General features: G+C 39.8%; 24 protein-coding genes. 2 read left to right on the top strand and 22 right to left on the bottom strand.

The window, feature by feature from the left end; translation table 11 throughout:
• Positions 1-50: 50 nt before the first annotated feature.
• Both trpS and B1sIIB91_RS00870 read right to left on the bottom strand, forming a co-directional pair.
• Positions 51-1,046, bottom strand: coding sequence for a tryptophan--tRNA ligase (gene trpS, locus B1sIIB91_RS00875; RefSeq protein ID WP_095687761.1), 996 nt, complete (start codon positions 1,044-1,046; stop codon positions 51-53).
• Complete coding sequence (locus B1sIIB91_RS00870) at positions 1,046-2,335, bottom strand: hemolysin family protein (protein WP_095687760.1); 1,290 nt, start codon at positions 2,333-2,335, stop codon at positions 1,046-1,048. Before B1sIIB91_RS00870 ends, trpS begins: the two co-directional genes overlap by 1 nt.
• Before the next feature lie 169 nt (positions 2,336-2,504).
• On the opposite strand from B1sIIB91_RS00870, the gene B1sIIB91_RS00865 reads away from it, so the two are divergent.
• Positions 2,505-3,587: an ABC transporter ATP-binding protein gene (locus B1sIIB91_RS00865; RefSeq protein WP_095687759.1), complete on the top strand. Its 1,083-nt coding sequence runs from the start codon at positions 2,505-2,507 to the stop codon at positions 3,585-3,587.
• A gap of 53 nt (positions 3,588-3,640) precedes the next feature.
• Here the strand turns inward: B1sIIB91_RS00865 and B1sIIB91_RS00860 are convergent, their stop codons facing one another.
• The 8 genes from B1sIIB91_RS00860 to pcrA all read right to left on the bottom strand — a co-directional run bounded on the left by B1sIIB91_RS00860 (position 3,641) and on the right by pcrA (position 12,390).
• Positions 3,641-4,855, bottom strand: a complete 1,215-nt coding sequence (locus tag B1sIIB91_RS00860) for an NADP-dependent isocitrate dehydrogenase (RefSeq protein ID WP_095687758.1) — start codon at positions 4,853-4,855, stop codon at positions 3,641-3,643.
• A gap of 14 nt (positions 4,856-4,869) precedes the next feature.
• The gene (locus B1sIIB91_RS00855; RefSeq protein WP_095687757.1) at positions 4,870-5,826 is read right to left on the bottom strand and encodes a malate dehydrogenase; all 957 of its coding nucleotides are present in this window, start codon (positions 5,824-5,826) and stop codon (positions 4,870-4,872) included.
• 63 nt (positions 5,827-5,889) lie between these two features.
• Positions 5,890-6,135 (bottom strand): hypothetical protein, encoded by a 246-nt coding sequence (locus B1sIIB91_RS00850; protein ID WP_095687756.1) that lies wholly within the window; start codon positions 6,133-6,135, stop codon positions 5,890-5,892.
• The gene (locus tag B1sIIB91_RS00845; RefSeq protein ID WP_095687755.1) at positions 6,135-6,965 is read right to left on the bottom strand and encodes a bifunctional 5,10-methylenetetrahydrofolate dehydrogenase/5,10-methenyltetrahydrofolate cyclohydrolase; all 831 of its coding nucleotides are present in this window, start codon (positions 6,963-6,965) and stop codon (positions 6,135-6,137) included. Before B1sIIB91_RS00845 ends, B1sIIB91_RS00850 begins: the two co-directional genes overlap by 1 nt.
• Complete coding sequence (locus B1sIIB91_RS00840) at positions 6,962-8,053, bottom strand: cell division protein PerM (protein ID WP_095687754.1); 1,092 nt, start codon at positions 8,051-8,053, stop codon at positions 6,962-6,964. The genes B1sIIB91_RS00845 and B1sIIB91_RS00840 overlap by 4 nt, the downstream gene beginning before the upstream one ends.
• A gap of 18 nt (positions 8,054-8,071) precedes the next feature.
• On the bottom strand, positions 8,072-8,953 hold the full coding sequence (gene sucD, locus B1sIIB91_RS00835; RefSeq protein ID WP_095687753.1) for a succinate--CoA ligase subunit alpha: 882 nt from the start codon (positions 8,951-8,953) through the stop codon (positions 8,072-8,074).
• On the bottom strand, positions 8,950-10,113 hold the full coding sequence (sucC, locus tag B1sIIB91_RS00830; RefSeq protein WP_095687752.1) for an ADP-forming succinate--CoA ligase subunit beta: 1,164 nt from the start codon (positions 10,111-10,113) through the stop codon (positions 8,950-8,952). The genes sucD and sucC overlap by 4 nt, the downstream gene beginning before the upstream one ends.
• Before the next feature lie 63 nt (positions 10,114-10,176).
• Complete coding sequence (gene pcrA, locus B1sIIB91_RS00825; RefSeq protein WP_095687751.1) at positions 10,177-12,390, bottom strand: DNA helicase PcrA; 2,214 nt, start codon at positions 12,388-12,390, stop codon at positions 10,177-10,179.
• Between the two features lie 25 nt (positions 12,391-12,415).
• On the opposite strand from pcrA, the gene B1sIIB91_RS00820 reads away from it, so the two are divergent.
• Positions 12,416-13,174 carry a PIG-L deacetylase family protein gene (locus B1sIIB91_RS00820; protein WP_223298608.1) on the top strand — a complete coding sequence of 253 codons (759 nt, stop codon included), beginning with the start codon at positions 12,416-12,418 and terminating at the stop codon, positions 13,172-13,174.
• On the opposite strand, the gene B1sIIB91_RS00815 is transcribed toward B1sIIB91_RS00820, so the two are convergent.
• From B1sIIB91_RS00815 to B1sIIB91_RS00760, 12 genes are all read right to left on the bottom strand, one after another.
• Positions 13,171-13,830 carry a peptidylprolyl isomerase gene (locus tag B1sIIB91_RS00815; RefSeq protein WP_095687750.1) on the bottom strand — a complete coding sequence of 220 codons (660 nt, stop codon included), beginning with the start codon at positions 13,828-13,830 and terminating at the stop codon, positions 13,171-13,173. The two genes, B1sIIB91_RS00820 and B1sIIB91_RS00815, sit on opposite strands and share 4 nt — an antisense overlap.
• Before the next feature lie 94 nt (positions 13,831-13,924).
• On the bottom strand, positions 13,925-15,034 hold the full coding sequence (locus B1sIIB91_RS00810; protein WP_095687749.1) for a GuaB3 family IMP dehydrogenase-related protein: 1,110 nt from the start codon (positions 15,032-15,034) through the stop codon (positions 13,925-13,927).
• Positions 15,035-15,071: 37 nt separating this feature from the next.
• Entirely contained in the window at positions 15,072-15,824 is a 753-nt protein-coding gene (locus tag B1sIIB91_RS00805; RefSeq protein WP_095687748.1) for an ROK family protein, read from the bottom strand.
• A 60-nt stretch (positions 15,825-15,884) separates the two neighbouring features.
• The gene (gene groL, locus B1sIIB91_RS00800) at positions 15,885-17,519 is read right to left on the bottom strand and encodes a chaperonin GroEL (protein ID WP_095687747.1); all 1,635 of its coding nucleotides are present in this window, start codon (positions 17,517-17,519) and stop codon (positions 15,885-15,887) included.
• 3 nt (positions 17,520-17,522) lie between these two features.
• Positions 17,523-17,819 carry a co-chaperone GroES gene (gene groES / locus B1sIIB91_RS00795; protein WP_095687746.1) on the bottom strand — a complete coding sequence of 99 codons (297 nt, stop codon included), beginning with the start codon at positions 17,817-17,819 and terminating at the stop codon, positions 17,523-17,525.
• A gap of 123 nt (positions 17,820-17,942) precedes the next feature.
• The gene (gene tsaD / locus B1sIIB91_RS00790) at positions 17,943-18,971 is read right to left on the bottom strand and encodes a tRNA (adenosine(37)-N6)-threonylcarbamoyltransferase complex transferase subunit TsaD (RefSeq protein WP_095687745.1); all 1,029 of its coding nucleotides are present in this window, start codon (positions 18,969-18,971) and stop codon (positions 17,943-17,945) included.
• A complete protein-coding gene (gene tsaB / locus B1sIIB91_RS00785) occupies positions 18,971-19,969 on the bottom strand; it encodes a tRNA (adenosine(37)-N6)-threonylcarbamoyltransferase complex dimerization subunit type 1 TsaB (protein ID WP_095687744.1) in 999 nt (332 codons plus the stop codon). The genes tsaD and tsaB overlap by 1 nt, the downstream gene beginning before the upstream one ends.
• Positions 19,966-20,409: a tRNA (adenosine(37)-N6)-threonylcarbamoyltransferase complex ATPase subunit type 1 TsaE gene (gene tsaE / locus B1sIIB91_RS00780; RefSeq protein WP_095687743.1), complete on the bottom strand. Its 444-nt coding sequence runs from the start codon at positions 20,407-20,409 to the stop codon at positions 19,966-19,968. The genes tsaB and tsaE overlap by 4 nt, the downstream gene beginning before the upstream one ends.
• 66 nt (positions 20,410-20,475) lie before the next feature.
• Complete coding sequence (locus tag B1sIIB91_RS00775; RefSeq protein ID WP_095687742.1) at positions 20,476-22,122, bottom strand: hypothetical protein; 1,647 nt, start codon at positions 22,120-22,122, stop codon at positions 20,476-20,478.
• Positions 22,119-23,420: an ABC transporter substrate-binding protein gene (locus B1sIIB91_RS00770; RefSeq protein ID WP_223298607.1), complete on the bottom strand. Its 1,302-nt coding sequence runs from the start codon at positions 23,418-23,420 to the stop codon at positions 22,119-22,121. Before B1sIIB91_RS00770 ends, B1sIIB91_RS00775 begins: the two co-directional genes overlap by 4 nt.
• Before the next feature lie 42 nt (positions 23,421-23,462).
• Entirely contained in the window at positions 23,463-24,446 is a 984-nt protein-coding gene (locus tag B1sIIB91_RS00765; protein WP_095687740.1) for a branched-chain amino acid ABC transporter permease, read from the bottom strand.
• Positions 24,446-25,342: a branched-chain amino acid ABC transporter permease gene (locus B1sIIB91_RS00760; protein ID WP_095687739.1), complete on the bottom strand. Its 897-nt coding sequence runs from the start codon at positions 25,340-25,342 to the stop codon at positions 24,446-24,448. The genes B1sIIB91_RS00765 and B1sIIB91_RS00760 overlap by 1 nt, the downstream gene beginning before the upstream one ends.
• Between the last annotated feature and the right edge of the window lies 1 nt (position 25,343).

Below are 25,343 nucleotides of genomic sequence, written 5' to 3'. Positions count from 1 at the left end.
CTCTAAATTAAGAGTTAAGAGTTATAGCCGATTTCTCTCAGTATTTAGGGCTAAGCAAGGCCAATTGCGGAGTAGGCAGCTTTAAGGGTGGTGCTAGCAACCTCACTCGCCTTTTGCGCCCCATTACTTAATACCCGTGATAACTCTGCTGGATCATCCATTAACTCATTGGTGCGCTTACTAATTGGCTCAAGTTTGGCAATAACCACCTCAGCAACAGCTGCTTTAAAGTCACCATAGCCCTTACCTGAGAACTCACTTTCTAAATCAGTAATTGATTTACCTGAGAGCGCAGAATGAATGGTTAGTAGATTTGAAATTCCAGGTTTTAGTTTTTCATCAAATTTAATCTCTTTACCATTATCGGTAACTGATGATTTAAACTTCTTTAAAGTCGCTTCAGGTGTATCTAAAAGCTCAATAACACCAGCCATTGATGAAGCTGATTTACTCATTTTGGCAGTTGGGTCTTGTAGGTCATTTATTTTTGCTAGTGACTTAATTATTTCTGGCTTAGGAATGTTAAATATCTCTTTATACTTACTATTAAATCTTTGAGCAATATCTCTTGTTAATTCAACATGTTGGCGTTGATCCTCACCGACTGGTACAAAATCTGGTTGATAAAGCAAGATATCTGCAGCTTGTAATATTGGATAAGTAAAAAGACCAACATTAATTCGATCTGCGCCACTTTTTTGTGACTTATCTTTAAATTGAGTCATTCGAGAAGCCTCACCAAAGCCAGTAATACATTCAAACACCCAAGCTAGTTGATTATGTGCTGGAACATGAGATTGAACAAAAAGTGTGCACTTATTTGGGTCAAGACCAATTGCAATTAATTGCGCGGCAGATAGTAAAGTACGTTTTTTTAATAATTTAGGATCAGTTTCTACCGTCAGCGCATGAAGATCTACTACACAATAAAAAGCATCATGATTTTCTTGCATATCTACCCATTGCTTAAGGGCGCCTAAATAATTTCCTAAATGAAAAGAGTCATGGGTAGGTTGAATGCCAGATAGGACGCGTTTTTTACTCATTACTTCACATCATCTCTAGCAAGTAGTAACTGACCAACTCGTTTGCCACTCATACTGATAATTGTAAAGCGTGCGCCATTAATTCGAACTACATCGTTAACCTGCGCAATTCGCCCTAAGTAATGCATTACAAAACCACTAACTGTTTCATAAGGACCCTCTGGCAATGTAATACCAGTTGATTCCTGTAAATCTTCCAGAGATATCAAACCATCAACTTCAATATCACCAGTTCGAGGTTGAACCACAGGAGCAGACTCATGTCCGTCATACTCATCATGAATATCACCAATTAGGCATTCGACTAAATTTTCTAAAGTAATTATTCCATCAGTACCACCATACTCATCTAGAACAATTGCAATATGTTGCCGCTTACTTCGCATTTCTGTTAAAGCAGGTAATACTCCTTTAGTACCGGGTAAAAATATTACATTTCGAACTATCTCCATGATCGTCATTTGGGTATCGTCTAATTTTGGATTAAGTAAATCTCTTACATGTAAAAATCCAATTACTTCATCACTGCTACCACGAACAACAGGGTAGCGAGAGTGTGCAAGCTCAACAGCTACTTTTCGTGCTTGTGAAATAGTTAAGGATGCATCTAAGAAATCAACCTCAGTTCTAGGCACCATTACTTCATGGATAAGTCGATCACTTGAATTAAATACTTCTTCAACAATATCCCGCTCTTCCTTAGTTAAATCGGCGTGACCACTAACTAAATCCATTAACTCAGCCTCTGAAATCTGTGTTCTAACCGACTTTGAAGTAATTCCAAACAATCTAACTACCAAATCAGTTGAGTGAGATAAAAGCCAGATAATTGGCCTAAATAGATTTGCAATTCGATCAATTGTGGCAGCGAGAGCGAGCGCAATCGCCTCTGTCTTATATAGCGCTAATCGCTTTGGAACTAACTCACCAAATACTAATGAGATATAGGCAATCACTAAAGTAATTACAACTATTGAAATTACCTCACTAGTACCTGCTGATAAACCGATCTCTTCTAGCCTTGGAATTACATATACACCAAGTTGTTCCGCACCTAAGGCAGCTGATAAAAAACCACATAATGTAATGCTGATCTGAGCAGCTGCTAGAAATCGGTTAGGATTTTTTGCTAGGTGGGCAACTCGTGCACCACGTTTTCCTTTAGTTGATATTTGTTTAACTTGAGAATCTCGTAGGGAGATAAGTGCGATTTCAGCGGCGACAAATATTGCGCCCAACGCAATTAGGCCTAAAACGATTGCGATACTTTGCAGAGCACCTGATGCCATATCTCCAATGATATCTACCTGCCCACTCAGTGGCTGCGGTGAGCGTATAAACACTGGCTACTTCCCATTAGACCCTTTCCTGTTCTAGCCTTTGCCAACTCTCACAACCGTGAGACCTTCATCCAACGGATCGTCGGGTACGTACCTACCCGGAGAAGGAGTAATAGCCATGGCCTCAGTTGTATTTTCACAGGCTTCTCGAATCTATCCTGGCACTACAAAACCAGCGGTAGATAAATTAGATCTCACTGTTAATGATGGTGAGTTTTTAGTCCTAGTCGGACCATCTGGTTGCGGTAAATCAACATCACTACGTATGTTGGCCGGACTTGAAGAAATTGATACCGGATCAATTCGAATCGGTGATAAAGATGTAACAAATGTTGCACCAAAAGATCGTGATATCGCAATGGTGTTCCAGTCATATGCTCTCTATCCACATATGTCAGTGGCTGAAAACATGGGCTTTGCATTAAAAATTGCCGGCATTGCAAAAGAAGAACGTGATCGCCGGGTTCGCGAAGCAGCAAAATTATTAGATTTAGAAGATTATTTAGATCGTAAACCTAAGGCGCTCTCTGGTGGTCAACGTCAGCGAGTTGCAATGGGACGTGCAATCGTGCGTGAGCCACAAGTTTTCTTAATGGATGAGCCATTATCAAACTTAGATGCCAAGCTACGTGTTGCAACTCGTACCCAAATCGCAGCGCTACAACGCAGGCTTGGAATTACAACTGTTTATGTAACACATGATCAGGTTGAAGCGATGACTATGGGAGATCGCGTAGCAGTTCTTAAAGATGGCTTATTGCAGCAAGTTGATACGCCAAGAAATCTTTATGAAAAACCACAGAATGTTTTCGTAGCCGGCTTTATTGGCTCACCTGCAATGAACCTACTAACTGCTTCTGTCTCTAGTGGGAAGGCAATGCTAGGAAGTCTTGGGATTGCTGTGCCATCTACCGCCGGATCATCTGTAACAGTTGGTATTAGGCCAGAGGCCTTAGCGCCAGCATCAACTGGCTTTGAAGTTCTAGTTGAAGTTGTTGAAGAACTTGGCTCTGATGCTTATGTTTATGGCAAGCCAGTTGATAAGTCGCTGAAGTTTGCTAACACTTCTGAGGAGCTTGGCCAAGTAATTATTAGATGGGATCCAAAGAATCCACCTAAGGCTGGGCAAACTGTAACTGTTGGTGCTAATCCTGATGTAGTTCATTTATTTGATGCTGCCACCGGTAAGCGTTTAAATTAAGTAGACATTAAAAAGCCCCACTTGAACTCAAGTGGGGCTTTTTGTTTTAAGTGTTAAACCATTTCCTTCTTTAAATTATCATCAATTGCAGCTAAAAACTCTTGGGTATTAAGCCATGGTGCATCTTTACTAATTAGCAACGCTAGATCTTTAGTCATTTTTCCACTCTCAACTGTTTGAATACAAACTCGCTCAAGTGTCTTTGCAAACTCTGCAACTTTAGGAGTGTTATCTAATTTAGCTCGGTGCGCTAGCCCTTGTGTCCAAGCAAAGATTGATGCAATTGGATTTGTAGAGGTTGCCTTACCCGCTTTGTGATCGCGATAGTGGCGAGTAACTGTGCCATGAGCTGCTTCTGCTTCAACTGTTTTTCCATCTGGTGTCATAAGTACTGATGTCATAAGTCCAAGTGAGCCATAACCTTGAGCAACTGTGTCGGATTGAACATCGCCATCATAATTCTTACAGGCCCAGATATAACCGCCCTCCCAGCGCAATGATGTTGCCACCATATCATCGATTAATCGGTGGTCATACTCGAGATTATTTTTAGCAAACTCAGCCTTAAACTCTTTTTCAAAAACTTCTGCGAAGATATCTTTAAAGCGACCATCATAAGCTTTTAAAATTGTATTTTTTGTTGATAGAAATACTGGATATTTTCTAACTAGTCCGTAGTTAAATGAGGCTCTTGCAAAATCACGAATTGAATCATCAAGGTTATACATCGCCATTGCAACACCTGAAGATGGAAAATCAAAAACGTTAAACTCCATTGGCTTTGAACCATCTTCTGGAGTGAACGTAACGGTTAGTTTTCCAGCACTTGGTACACGAAAATCAGTTGCTTTGTATTGATCACCAAAAGCATGGCGGCCAATTACAATTGGCTTATTCCAATGAGGAATTAATCTTGGGACATTTTTAATAATAATTGGTTCACGAAAAATTACTCCACCTAAAATATTACGGATTGTTCCATTCGGTGATTTCCACATCTTTTTTAACTTAAACTCTTCAACTCTTGCTTCATCAGGAGTGATAGTTGCGCACTTAACGCCAACGCCATGCTTTTGAATTGCATGAGCTGAGTCAATTGTTACCTGATCATCAGTTTTATCGCGATATTCGATTCCAAGATCGTAGTACTCAAGATTTATATCAAGGTATGGCAAGATCAAGGAGTCTTTAATAAATGACCAAATAATTCTAGTCATTTCATCACCATCTAATTCAACAACGGTGCCTACTACTTTAATCTTATTCATATCCTTATTCTCCCTTATAAATCTTTAACATCTGCTTGTTTGGTGCGAACTGCCTCAGCAGCAACTTTTAATGAGGCTAACTCATCGGCTGTTAATTTAGTTTCGACAACTTTATTCGCGCCATTCTTACCGATCTGAGCTTCAACTCCTAAATAAACTCCATTAATTCCGTATTCACCATTTACCCAAGCACATACTGGCATTACCTCATTTGAATCAGTAATTACTGCTCTTGCCATTCGAGCGGCTGCTGCAGATGGTGCGTAGTAAGCCGAACCTGTTTTAAGTAATGCCACAATCTCAGCTCCACCATTTCGAGTTTTATCAACTAAATCTGCAATTTCAACTGCAGATAAGAATTCAGATAATGCTTTACCATTTACAGTGCAACGGCTTGGTACAGGCACCATAGTCTCACCGTGTGAACCAAGTGTTAATGTTTTAACGCTAGCGATCTCTACGCCACATTTTTCAGCAACAAAATTAGTAAACCTGGCAGTATCTAACATGCCAGCTTGGCCAATTACTTTGTTATAAGAAAACTTTGTGGCCAACTGAGTAAGAGCGGTCATCTCATCAAGTGGATTTGAAACCACAATAATCACAGAGTTAGGTGAGTGTTTTGCAATATTTTCTGCAACACCTCGAACAATGCCAGCATTAACACCAATTAAATCCATTCGGCTCATGCCAGGCTTTCTAGGAAGACCAGCAGTAATAACTACTACATCTGAATTTGCAGTTTTCTCATAACCGCCGCCTTCAGCATTAGTTGTTGCGCCAATTACTTTGGTCTCAAAGTTTTCAATTGATCTAGATTGATTTATATCTAAGGCTAAGCCTTCAGATTTTCCTTCGACAATATCTGTTAAAACTACCGTTTCAAAAATATTATATTCAGCAAGCCTGAGTGCGGTGGTTGATCCATAGAAGCCGGCGCCAACAACTGTTACTTTTCCAGATCGACTCATTTAATCCTTTCAGGGAGCATATCTAATATTACTGATTACTTCTAATAGTTCTAAATCGGTGATTTATCTAGCGTTCGGCAGGGATAAAGCTAAGACAAATAACATAATACAGATCATAATCGGTAAAATGAGTTCAATATTTCGCTTAACTTTAACTTGAGAGTGCCTAGCTAAAACAAATGCACTAGCGCCAAGGGATAAAATAATTGAGCCTGTTCTAACTGCTCCACTAATAGAAATAATTAGACCAATTACTACCACTGCAAGTGAAAAACGGCGGATCTGATCTAGTGTGAAACTCTCTTTCATTACTTTGCTAACTCAAGTAGATTACTTAGCAACATAGCTCTTGTCATCGGTCCGACGCCACCTGGTGTTGGTGTGAAGTAAGCGGCAACTTGTGCAACTGCTGGGTCAACATCACCTAGTAGTTTGCCATCTTCTCTAGTAATTCCAACATCAACTACGGTACAGCCTGGCTTAACCATATTTGACTTAATAAAATTTGCTACTCCAATAGCTACAACTAATACATCTGCTTCTTTAATTAAATCCATCAAGTTATTTGTTGCTGAGTGCGCCAGCGTAATGGTGGCGTCAATAGGTTTCTGAGATAACAAGATTGAAAGCGGGCGGCCAACAGTAGTACCTCGACCAATTATTAAAACTTTGCTACCGGATAACTTAATTTTATACTCATTTAATAATGCCAAAATTGCTTTAGGTGTGCAGGGAATTACTTTATTTGCTGATAAAACTAAACTACCTAAGTTAACTGGATTTAGGCCATCAGCATCTTTTTTAGGATCAATTGCTAGTAAGACTTTTTCAGTATTAACGGACTTTGGTAGTGGCAGTTGAACAATAAAACCAGTGCACTCTGGATTATTGTTTAAATCATTTACAGCTTTGATGATTTCTTGCTCACTTACCGTTTTAGGTAATTCAACTCTAATTGAGTTGATACCAACTTCAGCACAATCACTGTGCTTTCCTTCAACATAAGCTAGTGAGCCTGGATCATCGCCAACTAAAATAGTACCAAGTCCTAATTTTTTATTACTCTGTTTAATTTGAGCAGCTATGCCATCTTTAGTCTGCTTGGCTAATTTTTTGCCATCCATAATCACTGCGCTCATATGGTAAGCCTACCCTTGCTATCTTTCTTCTTAAACACCTTTGGCAACAAGATCATTAGTAGCAGCACAAGCAAGAGGTGCGCTGTTACTACTGCTCCAATTCGTAGAGGATTTACACCAACTGGTGACATATTGCTAGAGATTAATGATCCTGAAGTAATAAATGCAATAATCATCACGCCCGCAATAGAAACTATAAATAATCTTAAAATTAATTGGCGCTTACTTTTTGTATCAATATTTAACTTAAATATTAAAGTTAAGTTAATCCAGCCGTAAATTGCGATCATCAATGTGGGCAGAAGAAACCAAATATTCTCATCAGAAGGTAGCCCAGCTAATACTGGAATTGCTGGGATCTCTCTTAAGTTAAATATAAATGGTGAGATATCAGTAGCTTTTCCTAATGAAAAACCAGAGCCTAGAATATAACTAAGAGTGGTAAAGATAATATTTGGTAGGTATAACAACTGCAGTAGTAATAAAAGTAGGCCGCCTAATATCCCTGGATTTAGCACAATAGTTAGGTTTTTTGCAGTTGAAAAATTAAGCATTAAAGAAATAGAAAATAAGATACCGGCAATGCCTAACATGATCAGGAAAATTTGCATTGGCAACTTAATAGAATTTTCAACCTTAAGATCTGTGGTAGCGGTTAGAAGTAGAATAAATAAAATCCCTAATCCCCTAAATAGATCAGTTGAAACTTGTGAATTACTAGAAATTAAAGTGAGAAGTAAATAGATTAATAAGTAGGCGATAATAAAATATGCTCGACTAACTTTTTTATTTCCAACTACTTCAAGAACTCTTTTATACCCAAGGCGCATAGTTAGCCAAGGCAAAACAACTGCTCCAAGTGGTAAATAGGAGAGATAGCCACTTACTTCATTACTTGTTATGTTAAATGGGGTTAGGTGTGAACCTAACCAAAGCCAAACAGCTGCCCGCATTGGATCGGAAGTGGTTCCATAAGTACTACCAGCAGTTGCCCAAGCAAATAAAGTTATAAATGCAAGTGGAAATAGAATTATTAGAACTGAGCGAACTACTTGTTGCAGCGCTGTCCATAACCTACGCGCAACCATTATTTTCCTATCTGCTTTTTATCCATTCAATATCTTGCGCATCAAGTTAGCGGTTTCACTTGGTGTTTTACCAACCGCAACACCGACAGCCTCTAATGCTTCTTTTTTAGCTGCTGCAGTACCAGATGAACCTGAGACAATTGCGCCAGCATGGCCCATCGTTTTACCTTCAGGTGCGGTAAAGCCAGCAACATATCCAACTACAGGTTTTGTTACATACTCCTTAATAAATTGCGCAGCACGCTCTTCTGCATCCCCACCTATTTCACCGATCATAACAATTGCCTTAGTTTCTGGATCATCTTGGAATGCACGCAAACAATCAATATGTGTTGTAACGATAATTGGATCTCCACCAATTCCAACTGCAGTAGTAAAACCAAAATCTCTTAATTCAAACATCATCTGATATGTAAGGGTTCCAGATTTTGAAACTAAACCGATTGGTCCACTGCCTGTTATGTCTGAGGGGATAATTCCAAGATTAGTTTTACCTGGACTAATTATTCCTGGGCAGTTTGGGCCAAGGATTTGAGTTGTACCTTTTTCAACTGAGTATGCATAAAAAGCAGCAACATCATTGACTGGAATTCCTTCAGTTATTACAACTACTAATGGAATCATCGCGTCAATGGCATCTATTACGGCAGCTTTGGCAAACTTAGGTGGCACAAATACAACTGAAGCATTAGCTCCAGTTGCTGAGATAGCCTCTTTGACTGAATTAAATACTGGAATTATTTGGCCATCCATATCAACAGATTGACCACCTTTACCAGGTGTTACACCAGCCACAATTTTTGTACCAGCTTTAAGCATACGTTTAGTGTGCTTAGTTCCCTCAGAGCCAGTCATACCTTGCACAATTACTTTAGTACTTTCGTTAACAAAAATTGTCATTTATTCCCCGCCAACTCTGCCGCTTTTGCTGCTGCGCCATCCATTGTTTCTATCTGCTGAATTAATGGATGATTTACTTCACTTAATATCTTTCGACCTAGTTCAACATTATTACCATCAAGTCTTACAACAATTGGTTTAGTGGCTTTACTACCAAGGATTTCAAGGGCCTGCACAATTCCATTTGCGACTGCATCACAAGCAGTAATTCCACCAAATACATTTACAAATACACTTTTAACGTCACTATCTCCTAAAATTATTGATAAACCATTTGCCATTACCTCAGCAGAGGCACCCCCACCAATATCTAAAAAGTTTGCTGGTTTAACGCCATATTTCTCGCCAGCATATGCCACAACATCTAACGTACTCATTACCAGACCTGCGCCGTTACCAATAATTCCTACCTGACCATCTAATTTAACGTAATTTAAATCTTTTTCTTTTGCTAATTTTTCTAGTGGGTTAGTTGCATCATGATCTACTAGAGCCTCATGTTCTGGATGCCTGAAAATAGCATTGTCATCTAAAGTAACTTTGCCATCTAAAGCAATAACTTTGCCATCAGTAGTTTTAACTAATGGATTAATCTCCATTAAGGTGGCATCTTCTTTAATAAATGCCTGCCATAGTTTTACTAACACATCACCAACCTGATCTAAAACATCTGCTGGAAATTGTCCACTCTTTGCAATCTCTAATGCTTGCGCCTTATCAATGCCTTTATTTGGATCAATTCCAACTCTTGCTAGCTTTTCTGGAGTTTTATGGGCAACCTCTTCAATCTCCATACCACCAGCTACTGATGCCATAACTAAAAAGTTTCGGTTAGCACGATCTAATAAAATTGCTAGGTAATACTCAGATTCAATTGGTGCTGCTTGAGCAATCATTACTTTTTTTACTATGTGTCCTTTTATGTCCATTCCTAAAATTGCACCGGCTTTTTCTTTAGCATCAGCAGCATTTTCTGCCAGCTTTACCCCACCAGCTTTTCCTCTGCCACCAACTTTTACCTGAGCTTTAACAACAACTTTTCCACCAATTTTTTCAGCCGCTGAATATGCCTGATCTGCTGTGGTGGCAACTGCGCCGGCTAACACTGGAATTTGATGAGATTCAAATAGATCACGTGCTTGATACTCAAAAAGATCCACTAATTTCCCCGATCAAATTTAGGAAAGCGCAAGGTAGTAATAGTAATGAGAAAGTGAGTAAATTTATAATTTCTCAACTGGTGCATAACGAAGTAGCAGTCGCTTCTCACCAAATGAGCCAAAATTTATGGTTGCTTCGGCTCGATCACCCTCACCACTTACTGAAACTACAGTTCCTAAACCAAATGTGTCATGTGATACGCGCTCACCAACTTCAAGTTGCATAGTGGTATTTATTTTGCCAGTTGCTTTAACTGGGGCGAATGTGCGCCGTGATGTAGTTTTAATTGAAGGTGCTTTTTCCTGCGCTTGATTCCATTCAATTACTGAATCTGGTATTTCACTTAGAAATCTAGATGCTGGGTTGTAATTAGGTGAACCCCATGATGAACGATATTCAGCTCTTGTAATAAAAAGATTTTCTCTAGCCCTCGTTAGTCCAACGTAAGCAAGCCGGCGCTCTTCTTGTAATTCATCTGGATCACCAAGTGTTCTAGAGTGTGGAAAAATACCTTCTTCCATACCTGTTAAAAAAACTGTTGGGAACTCAAGTCCTTTTGCGGTGTGTAATGTCATCATCGTTACTACTCCGCCATGATCTTCACCTTCTGGTATTTGATCAGCATCTGCAACAAGTGAGACATCCTCTAAGAAACCTACTAATGAAATTTCTTCTCCGTCATCAACTTCACCCTCTTCATATTCTGTTGCAACTGCGACTAACTCCTCTAAGTTTTCAACTCTAACCTCATCTTGTGGATCTTTACTCTCTGATAACTCAGTAAGTAATCCTGATTGTTCAAGTACTGCTTGTGCAATAACAGATGGCCTAGTTTTTGCCTCAACTAGTGTTTGTAATGATTGAATTAATTTAACAAACTCAATTAAAGAAGCAGCGGATCTTTGAGCGATATCTTGATTTTTTTTAACCTCACATAATGACTGCCAAAAAGTTAAGTTATTGCTCTGGGCGTATAGGTCTAGTAAATCAAGGGCTCGATCACCAATACCCCGCTTTGGTGTGTTAATAATTCTTCTAAGTGAAACTTCATCGTTTGGATTAACAATTACTCTAAGGTAGGCAAGAAAATCTTTAATTTCTTTTCGCTCATAAAACCTAACTCCACCCACTACTTTGTATGGAATTCCTATTCGCATAAATACCTCTTCAAAAACACGAGATTGCGCATTAGTGCGATAGAAAATTGCGGTATCTCCTGGATTTGATTTTGCTAAGTCACGAAGCCGACCAATCTCGCGAACTACAAAATCAGCCTCATCATGTTCACTTTCTGCCACATAACCAATGATTGTTGAACCAGCGCCATTTTCAGACCACAAATTTTTCTCTTTCCTGCCTTCATTATTTGAAATCACTGCGTTAGCAGCGCTTAAAATATTTTGAGTTGAGCGATAATTTTGTTCTAGTAAAATTGTTTTAGCCTCTGGATAATCTGCTTCAAATTGTAAAATATTTCGGATGTTAGCGCCACGAAAAGCGTAGATAGATTGATCAGCATCTCCCACAACACAAAGCTCAGCTAAAGCGAAGGAATCAGAGGCGCTTCCTACCAACTCTTTAATTAAGACATACTGGGCATGATTAGTATCTTGATATTCATCTACCAAGATATGTTTAAAGCGTGAGCGATACTTAGCTCTAGTTTCTGGATGGCGTTGTAAGACTTCAACAGTTTTTGCAATTAAATCATCAAAATCCATTGAATTAGCACCGCTTAATCGCTTTTGATAAATAGCAAAGACTTGGGCAACTATCTCTTGGAATTGATCTTTGCCTTGATTTAAATAATCTGCTGGACCCATTAGTTCATTTTTTGCCTGCGAGATCAAAGCTGCTACCGCTCTTGGTGCATAGCGCTTAGCATCTAAATTTAAATCACGCATCACTAGAGTAATTAGCCTTAGTGAATCACTTTGATCATAGATTGTGAATGAGTTTGTATAACCAAGTAATGAAGCCTCCTTACGTAGTATCCGCACACATGCTGAGTGGAATGTTGATACCCACATAGCTTTGGCGCGATCACCAACTAATTGCGCAACTCGCTCTTTCATTTCACCAGCTGCTTTATTTGTAAAGGTGATTGCTAGTACCTCATATGGGGCAACATTTCGCTGCGCTAATAAATAAGCAATTCTTCTTGTTAGTACTCGGGTCTTTCCAGAACCTGCACCTGCTACAACTAATAAAGGTGAACCCTCGTGTTTAACCGCTGCTATTTGTTGAGGATTTAAACCTTCGATTAACGCGGACATATTGGTAAGTCTATCGGTCGGTACGATGAGGCAAATTGCTGCGGTAACCTTGCCAATGATGGAGCCATTAAATGACAGTGAGATCGAGCGAGTTTTAGTTGTAACTGCGCACCCTGATGATTGTGACTTTGGAGCTGCCGGAACTATTGCTCTTTGGAGTGCTAAAGGAATTAAGGTTTCATATTGCATCTGCACAAATGGTGATCAAGGTGGTGAAGATCTATCTGTGCCACGTGAGGAAATGCCTAAAATTCGCCAGCGTGAGCAACGTGAGGCAGGTCTAGCAGTTGGAGTTACAGATATAACATTTTTAAATTATCGAGATGGTTGGTTAGTACCAACTATTGAATTACGCAAAGATATTGTTAGACAAATTCGTATTACTAAACCTGATCGAATGCTTATCCAATCACCAGATAGGAATTGGGACCGCTTATTTGCATCCCATCCAGATCATATGGCTGCAGGTGAAGCGGCAATTCAAGCTGTCTATCCAGATTCTAGAAACCCATTTGCATTTGAAGATTTACTAAAAAATGAAGGATTACAACCGTGGCGAGTAAAAGAGGTTTGGGTAATGTCTAATTCAAACCCAGATCACTTTATTGATATTACTTCAACTTTTGATAAGAAAATGAAAGCACTTCATAGTCATGTTAGCCAAACTGCTCATAATGAAAACTTAGAAAATATGGTCCGTGAGTGGGGTGAGCGAAATGCTCAAGCCAATAATCTGCCAGCTGGATCAGTTGCTGAAGTGTTTAAGATTGTAAATACTAACTAACGAACCTTTACTTTTTCTATTCCAATTTTTTGTTTTGGTGAACCATCTTTCTTTCCATCCAATACTCCACTTTTTGCAACCATTTGAACAATTTCCAAACCTTTTGTTACTTTGCCCCAAATTGTGTAACTAGGTGGTAAAGATGTGTCTGCGTAAACAATAAAAAATTGACTACCGTTTGTATTCTGCCCTGAGTTAGCCATTGCAACTACGCCTGCTGGGTAATTATTTTCATCGGTTAGAGGTAGATTTTCATCTCGATAAGTAAAATTTGGTCCACCTAAGCCAGTTGCAGTTGGATCTCCGCACTGAAGAACAAAAATATTTTCAGTAGTTAGTCTGTGACAAAGTGTTTTATCAAAAAAACCACCGGCTGCTAGCGCTGATAATGCAGTAACTGTAATTGGAGCACTCTTTCCATCTGCTTCAACTACAACATCGCCACAGTTTGTTGTGAAGGTAAAGGTTCTATTTTTAAATGGTCCTTTAATTTCAGGTGGATTAATACTTTTAGCAGTATGCCCCTTTGCCTTTGTAATCTTGCATTTAATTTTATCTAAAGATTTATTAGGCGCGGCATTTGAAACTGGCGTAAGTATGGTGGAAAAAATAATAAGTGAAGAAGTTGCTATCGCAAACTTAATTATTTTTCTCATGGTTTAAGTTTACTCAATACTCTTGATTTAACAAAAGAAATTTATAGATATCCCTTAATTACTGACAAACTTTAAGTGATTTCACAGATTACAACTAAGGCTGAATTACCACTTCAACTCGCTGGAACTCTTTTAGATCAGAATAGCCGCAAGTTGCCATTGACTTTCTAAGTGCTCCAAATAAATTCATTGAACCATCTGAGGTGTTCGATGGGCCAGTTAAAACTTCATTTAAAGTACCGACTGTGCCAACTTGCACACGGTTACCTCTTGGAAGTTGCCCGTGATGTGCTTCAAGTCCCCAATGCCAACCTTTACCGGGTGCTTCAGATGCTTTAGCAAGAGGTGAACCCATCATTACTGCATCCGCTCCACATGCAACAGCTTTTGCAATCTCACCACTACTACCAACTGAACCATCGGCAATTACATGAACATACCGGCCACCAGATTCATCTAAATAATCGCGGCGCGCAGATGCTACCTCTGCAACTGCTGACGCCATTGGAACTGAAATTCCTAGAACTGTTTTCGTAGTGTGAGCAGACCCGCCACCAAAGCCAACTAAAACACCAGCAGCTCCTGACCTCATTAAATGCAGTGCGCCTTGAGCAGTGGCGCAACCACCAACAATTACTGGCACATCTAATTCATAAATAAATTTCTTTAAATTAAGCGGAGCTGTTTTTTCTGAAACATGCTCGGCAGAAACTGTTGTGCCACGAATAACAAAAATATCAACACCTGCATCAATGACTGCTTTATGAAACTCTGCAGTCCGTTGTGGTGAGAGCGCTCCAGCAACAGTAACTCCAGCTGCTCTAATCTGAGCCAATCGCTCTTTAATTAAGGTTGGTTGAATAGGAGCTGAATAAATTTCTTGCATTTTTCTAATTGCTTTATCTTCAGAAAGTTTTGCCATATCTGATAATTGTTTCTGCGCATCTTCATATCTTGTCCAAATACCTTCAAGATTTAAAACACCTAGCCCACCAGCTTCTCCAATTGCAATTGCAGTTTCAGGTGAAACTACTGAATCCATTGGAGCTGAAATAAATGGTAATTCAAATTTATATGCATCAATTTGCCAACTAATTGAAACTTCTTCAAGGTCGCGAGTTCTCCTTGATGGCACAATTGCAATCTCATCAAAAGAATAAGCTGCTCGTGCACGCTTACCCGGACCTAACTCAATATCGGACATATATCTAATCGTATCTGTTGTGAGTTATCTTTAAAACTTACGCTCTAAGATCCCAGGCTTTTACGCCACCTGAAACCCCAGCTGAATTTGGAATTATCTTCACTTTATAGTCAAAGCTTTTAAGTGCTGACTTACTAATACGTTGCGCGTTGCCTCCGCCAATATATAACTTATCCCAAATAATCATTGGGTATAACTCTCCAATTAGAGCCTTAACTCTGCGAGACCAGAGTTGATTTCCCATACGCCGCCTTGATATCTCACCAATCCAAGCATCAATAGTTTTTCCATATCTAACTGTTGCATGGGATAACTCTATGTGGGGAGCTAATTTCCCATTGTTAAACATTGCGCACCCTAATCCAGTACCAAATGTTAATACTGTTTCAAGACCAACCCCAGTAATAACTGCGGCAGCATGAACCTCTGCATCATTTAAAACTAAAATTGGCATCTTTAGTTTTTTGTGAAGTGTATTTTGCAAATCAAAACTATGCCATAATTTTTTTAAGTGGGGATCTGGCATAGTGCGAGGGCCACGTTTATTAATGTAATGTGGAATAAATACAATCTTTCCGTTACGAATCATGCCAGGTAATCCCACAGTGACTCGATTAATACGGTGATCTGCTAAAACATAATTAGAAATGATTTCAACTAATGAGTTTGGCGACATTGGATACGGGGTTGTAAGGTAAGGAAAATCAACTAAAACTTTGCTGTGCTGATCAAATACCGAAGCCTTGATTCCAGTTCCGCCGCAATCAACTGTTAGCGTTACATTTCCCACTAGTTGATGCTAGTCGATTATCGAGAATTTTAAAACCAAGGCTTCTATTTTTTACTTATATTAGTGTGAGTGCCCACCTGCTCCATGTGAGTGTCCATGACCTGTGGCCTCTTCTTTCTTCTCTTCTGGAGTTTCAAAGACAAGTGCCTCTGTTGTAATAAACATTGCAGCAATTGATGCAGCATTTGCAAGTGCTGATCTAGTTACCTTTACTGGATCAATTACGCCTTCTTTAACAAGGTCTGTATACTGTTCTGAGTAAGCATTAAAACCTTCATTAGGTTTCATTGCACGAACTTTTGAAACAACAACATAGCCTTCTTGGCCAGCATTTTCTGCAATCCAACGAAGTGGTTCATCACATGCTTTGCGCACAAGACGAACACCAACAGCTCGATCTCCTTCAAATCCTAAATCATTATCAAGGGCTGCTGCAGCATGTACTAATGCCGCACCTCCACCAACAACAATTCCTTCTTCAACAGCAGCTCTAGTTGCAGAGATAGCATCTTCAAGACGATGCTTTTTCTCTTTTAATTCAACCTCAGTATGTGCACCAACTTTGATTACGCAAACACCACCAGCAAGTTTTGCAACTCGCTCCTGTAGTTTTTCGCGATCCCAATCAGAATCAGTATTTTCAATCTCGCGACGAATCTCAGTAACTCTTGCGGCTACATCATTTTTATTTCCAGCGCCATCAACAATTGTGGTGGCATCCTTTGAAATAACAACTCTGCGAGCCTTACCAAGCAATGAGATATCAATTTGCTCAAGCTTTAAACCAACTTCAGCAGAGATAACCTGACCGCCAGTTAATATCGCAATATCTTGCAACATTGACTTACGTCTGTCACCAAAGCCAGGTGCTTTAACAGCAGCTGATGCAAAAGTTCCACGCATACGGTTAACAACTAAGGTAGAAAGTGCTTCACCCTCTACATCTTCAGCAATAATTAACAATGGCTTACTTGCCTGTGCAACTTTTTCTAGTACTGGCAGAATTTCACTTAGCGCTGAGATCTTCTGGCCAGAGATAAGAATGTATGCATCTTCTAAAATTGTCTCCATGCGGTCTGCATCAGTAACAAAATAGGGTGAGATATAACCCTTATCAAATTGCATACCTTCGGTGAATTCAAGATCTAGTCCAGTAGTTGATGACTCTTCAACAGTGATTACGCCATCTTTGCCGACCTTATCCATTGCTTCAGCAATTAGATCACCAATTGCTTTATCTTGAGCTGAAATTGTTGCAACATCTGCAATCTGAGATTTTCCGCTAACTGCAGTTGAGTTTTTGCGAAGTGCTTCAGTAATTGCGTTAACTGCTTGCTCAATTCCATACTTAAGCTCCATAGGTTGTGCACCTGCTGCAAGATTACGTAGACCCTCTTTAACCATAGCTTGGGCAAGAACTGTTGCAGTTGTTGTGCCATCTCCTGCTACATCATTGGTCTTCTCGGCAACCTGCTTAACAAGTTGAGCACCCATGTTTTCTGCTGGATCTGACAGTTCAATCTCTTTAGCAATAGTTACACCGTCATTAGTGATTAAAGGCGCTCCGTAGCTCTTTGCAATAACTACGTTACGGCCCTTAGGACCAAGGGTTACCTTTACAGTGTCAGCCAGGATATTTACACCGCGCTCCATCGCGCGTCTTGCTGCTTCATCAAATTGAAGTGATTTACCCACGGCTTACTTCTTCGCAATAATTGCTAGTACATCACGGGATGAAAGTACTAAGTACTCCTCATTGTTGTACTTAACTTCAGTGCCGCCATACTTTGAATAAAGTACAACATCACCTTCTTTAATATCTAATGGAATTCTGTTTCCGTTTTCAAAACGACCAGGACCTACTGCCATTACAGTTCCCTCTTGTGGTTTTTCTTTAGCAGTATCTGGAATTACTAAACCAGATGCAGTCTTGTGCTCTGCCTCATTTGCTTTAACAACTATGCGATCTTCTAGTGGCTTAATTGAAATTGCCATCTGATATCTCCTTCTTTATTTTGTTAATCCCTCTGAAGTAACCCGAATGCTGAATTAGCACACGGGGGCTTAGAGTGCTAAAGCCAACTTTAAAGGGCGTACTGCGCTAGGGCAAATCACCTGCTACTTCCAGACCACCTGAGTAACAGGCGCTGCTGAATCAGCTGATATGCCTATCTCTGAGGCCGCTACGCCCTCATTTATGGCTAAAGAGCCCAGGGCAGCCACCATGGCTCCGTTATCGGTGCATAAGTTTGCTGGTGGAATTCGAAGCTCGACCTTTGCACTTTCACAACGTTGCTTAGCTAATTCACGTAGCCGGTGATTAGCTGCAACACCGCCTGCAATTATTAATTTATCTATCCCACTTTCTTTGCATGCAGCCAATGATTTAGTTATTAATACATCTACTACCGCCTCTTGAAATGATGCTGCCACATCTGCTTTTTTATAATTTGGAGTTTGTGCTAGATATCTAGCAACCGCTGTTTTTAAACCAGAAAATGAAAAATCATATTTGTGTTTTTCAAGATCAGCTGGCGACGTTAATCCTCTGGGAAAGTTAATTTCAGTTTTATTACCCGCTAATGCCTGTTTATCAATTAGTGGCCCACCAGGAAAACCTAAGCCCATTAAACGAGCGATTTTATCAAATGCTTCACCGGCTGCGTCATCAATAGTTGCACCTTTAACAACTACATCTGTTGCTAAGTTATTTATCTGTAAAATAGAGGAGTGCCCGCCACTAACTAGTAAGGCAATAGCTGGTTGTATTTGATTTGAATTATCTAGTTGATCAACTGCAATATGTGCTGAAAGATGATTAACGCCATATAGCGGCTTATTTAATGCAAGGGCCAGGCCAGATGCACTACTAACACCAACTAGTAAAGCGCCAATTAAGCCAGGGCCTGCGGTAACGGCAATTGCATCAATATCTTTTATTGAAATTGAAGCATCAATAAGTGCCTGCTTAATTACCTGCTGCATGGCCTCCAAGTGGGCGCGGCTAGCAACTTCAGGGACTACACCACCAAAGCGCACATGTTGATCAACACTTGATGAGATTACATTTGCTAATAATTTACGATCATCAACAATACCTACTGCTGTTTCATCACATGAGGTTTCAATACCAAGTACTAAAGCCATTACTTAAGCTCCTTACGCATTACAACTGCGGTAAGGCCAGGACCATAATAATTTTCTCGCTTTGAAATCTCTACAAACCCGTAATGTTCATAAAGTGGGCGGGCTTGATCATTACCAAGGCGCATCTCAAGCATGATTGCATCTGCTTTTTTAACTCTTGCCCAATCAATCATTCTTTTTAATAATTCCCGGCCAATCCCCTTACGGCGATGCTTATCGGTAACTGTGATCGTATGAATATCAGCCACATCTAGTGCAAAGAAAATACCAGCATAAGCAACTAATTCACCATCTAATTCAGCAGCTAAGTAATTAGCGTTTTTTGGGGCCTTAGCAAACTCTTCTTTAAACTGCGCACTAGACCAAGCAGCCTTTCCATAAACTACCTTTTCAATTCCAACTGCTGAAACTAAATCAAGTGCGGTCATTGATCTAAATTTCACACCATCTGGCAGCGGATATGCATCAGGTTTTCTAATATAAATTGGCTCAGTAACTGAACTATTACTTAATCCAAGATTAGCAATTACTACTGGGTCTGGAAAATAATCACCCTCTTGAAAAATCTGCACACCAAACTTTTCTAATTCACTCCCCTTACTTACTGCAGGTGCTGTGAATTGAATACCGTTTTTATATCTTGCCCAATACCTTTCTTTACGCCTTGCATCTGTTGAAACAATAAAATCTTCTTCTCTTATATTTGCGGCCATAGCATCTAGTGAGCAAACTCCTGCCCAATTAATACCGGCAGCAAGTGCGTAGCTTTGTGCGAATGTAATTCCAACTCGCAAACCAGTAAACGGGCCAGGGCCCATACCTACAGCAACTAAATCTATCTTTAAAGTTAACTTCAATGCTTGAGCTACTAACTTTGGTAATACTTCACCATGTGCAAGTGGGTCTAGATGAGATTTGTTAAACAATATTTTTCCATTTTCGACTAAAGCTACTGAGGTCTGAGAGGTTGAAGTGTCAATTGCTAGCACGATGCTCATAAATTAAATCCTTGCCAACGCTGGCCAACTGCGGTTACCTCAAGATTGCGGCTATTCTCGTTTTCTCCTTGCGTAATTTTTATATCTAAATATTGATCAGTAAGTGTTGCAACAAAAGGTGCTCCCCATTCAATAACAAATATGCTATTTGGAAGATAACTTTCAAAATCTAAATCAGTAAAATTACTTAAACTTGAATCTAATAATCTATATGCATCAATATGTATGAAGTTTGGTTTACCTTTATGAATTCTACTAATCACAAATGTTGGTGAAGTAATATCAGATAGTCCTAAGGATGAGGCTATTCCTTGCGTTAAAACTGTTTTACCAGAACCTATATCACCAGTTAATACAACTACATCACTTGGCTTTAACTGAGCACCTATTTTGGCACCAAGTTGGTGCATTTGATCAACTGTGTTGACTGAAATTTTCATGGCGTGAGTAGTTTATAGATATAAAAATGGCCCCCTATTTCTAGGAGGCCACTTTTAAGTCAAGCTTTACTTATCTTGAGGAAGTAACGCAGGAGTGTAGTCAGGATCAATGAAGATACTTGCATCACCCTTGAATGCGGACTTAGCAGTTTTAGCTGAAGGTAACTTTCCAGTCTTAGCTGCAGCTGCTGCCAGCTTGGCAACCGCCATTACCTGTTGATTTGTAAACATGTAATGAGTGGTTCCAGTTGTAGGAACATTTGGTGCTATACCAGATCCTGCTGCAGTAAATTTTGTGTAAGTATCTGGGGGTTTATTCCAAATATTTAACAACAGACCAGGCTTTGCCTTTTTACTAGCCACCATTTGACCATATTTATTTTTAAAACTTTGAACATAGCCTGCAGGTGTGATGTTATCGGCAGTTTGTGAAAGCGTAATTGTTGGAACAGTTACTTTTCCAGTGTATTGCGATTGATTATTAATGCACTCAATTGCTTTAGCATCACCCTTAACCCGCTTCGCTGCTGGGTTTAAAGGATTTAAGAAAGCTAAGAGCCCATTTGTTGCAGTTTTACCAGATAGGGCAGCGGCAAATACATCACCGTTATCACCTAAGCGTGCTGCATAATCGGTAGCAGTGTTATCAAAAACAATACCGCCGCATCTAGTCTCTGCGTCATAATATGAAACAGTTCCTAAAGCTAATGCTGCAGCATAATTTTCAAGCACAGCGAGTGCAGGGCTAATTGCTACACCAAAGGTAGTTTCAAGTGGACCTGCTGGTCCAGATGAAGCGTCATAAGTTTGTGACTGTGTTGGAATTCCAGATAGAAGGCCTAGTAATAAAATTGCACTTCGTACTGGAACTGCTTTTAGCGAGGCCGGAATATTAGTTGCAGTCTCAGGCCATGCTGGTGATACTGGATTTTTACCAATAGCAGTAGCTAATGCATTAAGCACTGTTAGTGCTTTTGTTACATCACCTAGGAATTCTTTGTACCCGTCAGGATCATTTGGGAATCTGTTGGTATACCCAGAACCCTTCATGGTTGGATCAAAGAGAACCTTAGTTAGCCAAAATACATCACCTGCATAATTAAATTGTGATGCAGCTGAGCCAGCCATATGCAAATTAACTGTTGCATCAATTACTCCAAATTGCTCAGACATTGATTGTGAAATATGTCCACCTAGAGAGTCACCCCAAGAGACAATTTTTTTAATCTTTGGATATAAAGTTTTTGCCTCTTCCAATAGATTCATGTTGGCTTCAATAGCCTCAGGAACAGCCCACCCTTGAACACGTGGGCTTGCACCAGCTAATGCATAACCTTGACTTAATAGATCTAGAGCATTTGCCTCTTGATCAGCCACTGTTCTTCCTGGAGCCACATCAGGCATATTTCTAACACGTGAGTAAGAACCATCTGGATTCACGCCAGGAATAATTGGCAATAAAACTTGATTCCTAATTCCATGTGAGTATAAGAAAAGCGTGCCATTAAATTTCTCTGGCATTCTGATCTTAAAATTAGCACCCTGAAAATCAGTGCCTACACACTCTTCATAACTGAAATCAGAATAAAGCTGGCTGACCTCGGTACATGAAACATCTGCTCTTGCAGTACTTGGAATTACTACCGTGAAAGTAGTGATAAGTGCTGCAGATAATATGGCTGTTAAGCCTTTTTTAAGGTTTATATTTTTCATGAGTTTGTTGGTACCCCATTCTTAGGAACTGGCTTACGCTCGTATGAGGAAGCAGTTGGTGCTGAAGTTGAAGCTGAGTCAGTTGTGTAAATGGCTAGCTTGCCACCAAATGGCTTTAGCTCTCCCTTTTCATTTAACTGACCAAACCAATATCCGTTGTAACCAACACGGCTACTACCTGAGAAGTTAAGTGGAACAAGTCCTGCGCTAGCAAAATCTGCACCCTTACTTTCAATCGCCTTAATTAAACCGGTACGAGTTAGATTCTTACCAGCTGCGCGAAGTGATTGCACAGTTAGCATTGCTGAGTTCATACCTTGTAGTACTACGTTGTCGAATGAGACACCGCTGTTGTACTTGGTATTAATCTTCATGAATTCACTAACATAAGAATCAGTTGCATCCTTTGCATCTGGGAAAAATGATGCAGCAAGTGCGCCATTAATTGTTGCTGGCTTAACGCCAAGTGCTAACAATGTGTTGGCATCGCCACCGACAGATCCAGCGATCCAAGTGAATTTAGAAACAAGTGATAATTTCTCAGCAGCTTTTAGAATTGTAGCTGTTGAGTCAGTTGTTCCAAATAGAACTAGAACTGGCTTGCCAGGGACTGCACTTAACTTAGTAAGTGCTCCTTCAGCAAGTGCTGCGCTTAACCCACCCTGTGGGTAAAGAGTTGCTGGTGCTGCAAATGTGTGTCCGGCTAATTTAAATCCGTTAACACCATCTACACCAAACTCATCATCTTGAGCGATTAAGAATGATGCTTGTGGAGCAAGTGTTGGTGTGTCCTTAATAAACTTAGCCATGATCTTTGCTTCCATCGCATAGCTAGGAAGAATTGTGAAGGTAGTTGGATATTTGGCCTTATTAGCAAAACCACTAAATCCAGTATTCACAAATAGATCAGGAACATTTTTCTTTGCCAAGGATGCTGCAACGTAAGCCTTGCTATGAGTTGCAGTACCTAGCGCGCCAACTAGCGCAAAAACTTTGTCATTTAAAACTAAATTTGTAGTTTGAGTAGCAGCAAGAGTAGGTAGGTACTTATCATCTCTTACAACCAACTTGATTTTGCGACCATAAACTCCGCCGTTAGCGTTGATGTGATCGAAGTAAGCCTTCATGGCTCCTGGTAATTTTCCGTAAACTTGACCGGCTGAGCCAGTAAGTGGGCCGGAGTACCCAAGAACAATTTCTTTTGCGCTAAGGCCTGGGTCAGCAGCTTGTGCAGGAAGAGTGCTAAAAACTAGCGCTCCTACTGTTGCTACCACCGAAACGATTGAAAATCGTTTCATGCGAGTATTTCTGATCATTTATTTCCTTCCCTAGAGTTGTCTTTAATGTTTAAGGTGCTTTTTCTTATGAAGTAAGTGTCCTGGCCCATTTGGTGCGAAGAGCACCGCCAGTATCAATAGTGAACTGACCATGAACCCAGGCAAACTTGTGGTGAACCCTTCAGAACCTCCAATGCGCGATACTACCGATTCTGCTATTTCAGGTATAGCAACTAAGACCAGAGCCCCAATAATCACACCTTTTAGGCTGTACACGCCAGTAACAACAGCGCCTGCCAGCAGTAAAAAGGAGAGGCTAAGCGGGAAAGCACTCGGTGAGACCCCACTAATTAGCATCACCAGTAAACCCCCGGAAAGACCGGCGATTCCTGCGCTTAGGGAGAAAGCCAACGCCTTTTGGCGACCAATGTTTATGCCAGCTAATTGAGCAGCTGTTGGATTATCTCTTAAAGCTCGAAATTCTCTGCCATATCTTGAGTTAAGTAAATTAACTAAAGACCAAATCATAATTAGGGCAGACAAACAACTTATCCAGAAAAACCATTGATACTGGGAGAAATCTTCACCAAGCCTGGCAGGTGGAACGCCGATATCAAATGCTAATCCTTGTTCGCCACCTAAAACTGGAAATTGATTTGCAATTGTAGGAAGAGATACTGCAAGTGCCAAAGTAGTACCAGCTAAATATGGTCCACTTAAGCGAGCTGCTGCATATCCAAGAAGTAAACCAAAAACACCTGCAATTAAAGCTGCCATAACTAATGCAATGACTGGATGTAATTTAAAGTTATTTACTGATAATGCTCCTGCGTATGCACCAACCGCCATTAACGCACCGTGACCAAGTGATAACTGACCGGAGTAGCCAGTAAGTAAAATTATTGAAGCAATTGCGAGTGTATACATAGCAACAAATGCACCTTGGTATTGACGTAGTTCACCAATTCGATCACTAATTAATAGTAAAACCCATCCCAAAATTATAAATCCAAATAATCTCTTTTTAGTTGCAGATATCTTTAACATTAATCTCTCCTTCCCTTACTACTCGAGAAGATACCTTTTGGCTTAATAAGTAATACTAAAATTAAAATTACGAATGCTGTTGGGAAAACTAATTTATAACTTATATATGAGGCTGAAAAATTAACTGCAAAGCCTAAAATCATTGCACCAGCTACTGCGCCAAATAAACTATCTAAGCCACCGATTACCGCAGCAATAAAACCAAAAACTAACAACACATCCATAGCATTTGGATATAAGTTAGTACCCGGTATATAAAGCATCCCAGCTAAGCCACCTGCAGCTCCTGCTAGTGCCCAACCTAAAGTTCTAACTGCATCAACTCTTATTCCGGATAGTTTTGCAATTTCAGGTGCGTATGCTGAAGCACGAAGAGCTAATCCAATATTAGTTTTTTGGAATAAAATAGTTAACAAAATCATACTTAATGTAACTGCTATTAATACCATTAAATTAAATGGGCTAAAAGCGATAATTGATCCAAATATATTTAATCCACCGGTTGATATTGGTGCCTCTATAATTTGATAACTTAATCCCCAAATGAATCCGATTACTGCTTGAATAATTCCTAGTAATGCCAATGTAGCAACAACTGGTGCAATCATTACTATTGGCCCTGAATTTACCCGTTTAAAAATTGGTCTCATAAAAAATCTATCAATACCGGCTCCTAGTAATGCCCCACTAATTACTGCGCAAATTAAGCCAACCCAATATGAACCACTTCTAGTGACCGCTTCATATCCAATATAGGTTGTCAGGATTGCTTGACCTGCTTGAGCAAAATTAATTACCCGAGTAGAGCGCCAAACTAATACAAGTGCAATTGACATTAATGCATAGATGGCGCCACTTGAAAGTGAGGTTAATACTGCTGTTATAAATTGATTCATA

The sequence above is a fragment of the Candidatus Nanopelagicus abundans genome, assembly GCF_002288305.1.
GTDB lineage: Bacteria > Actinomycetota > Actinomycetes > Nanopelagicales > Nanopelagicaceae > Nanopelagicus > Nanopelagicus abundans.
Note: the sequence above shows the minus strand (reverse complement) of the source record. Positions and strands in the feature narration are given on the sequence as shown.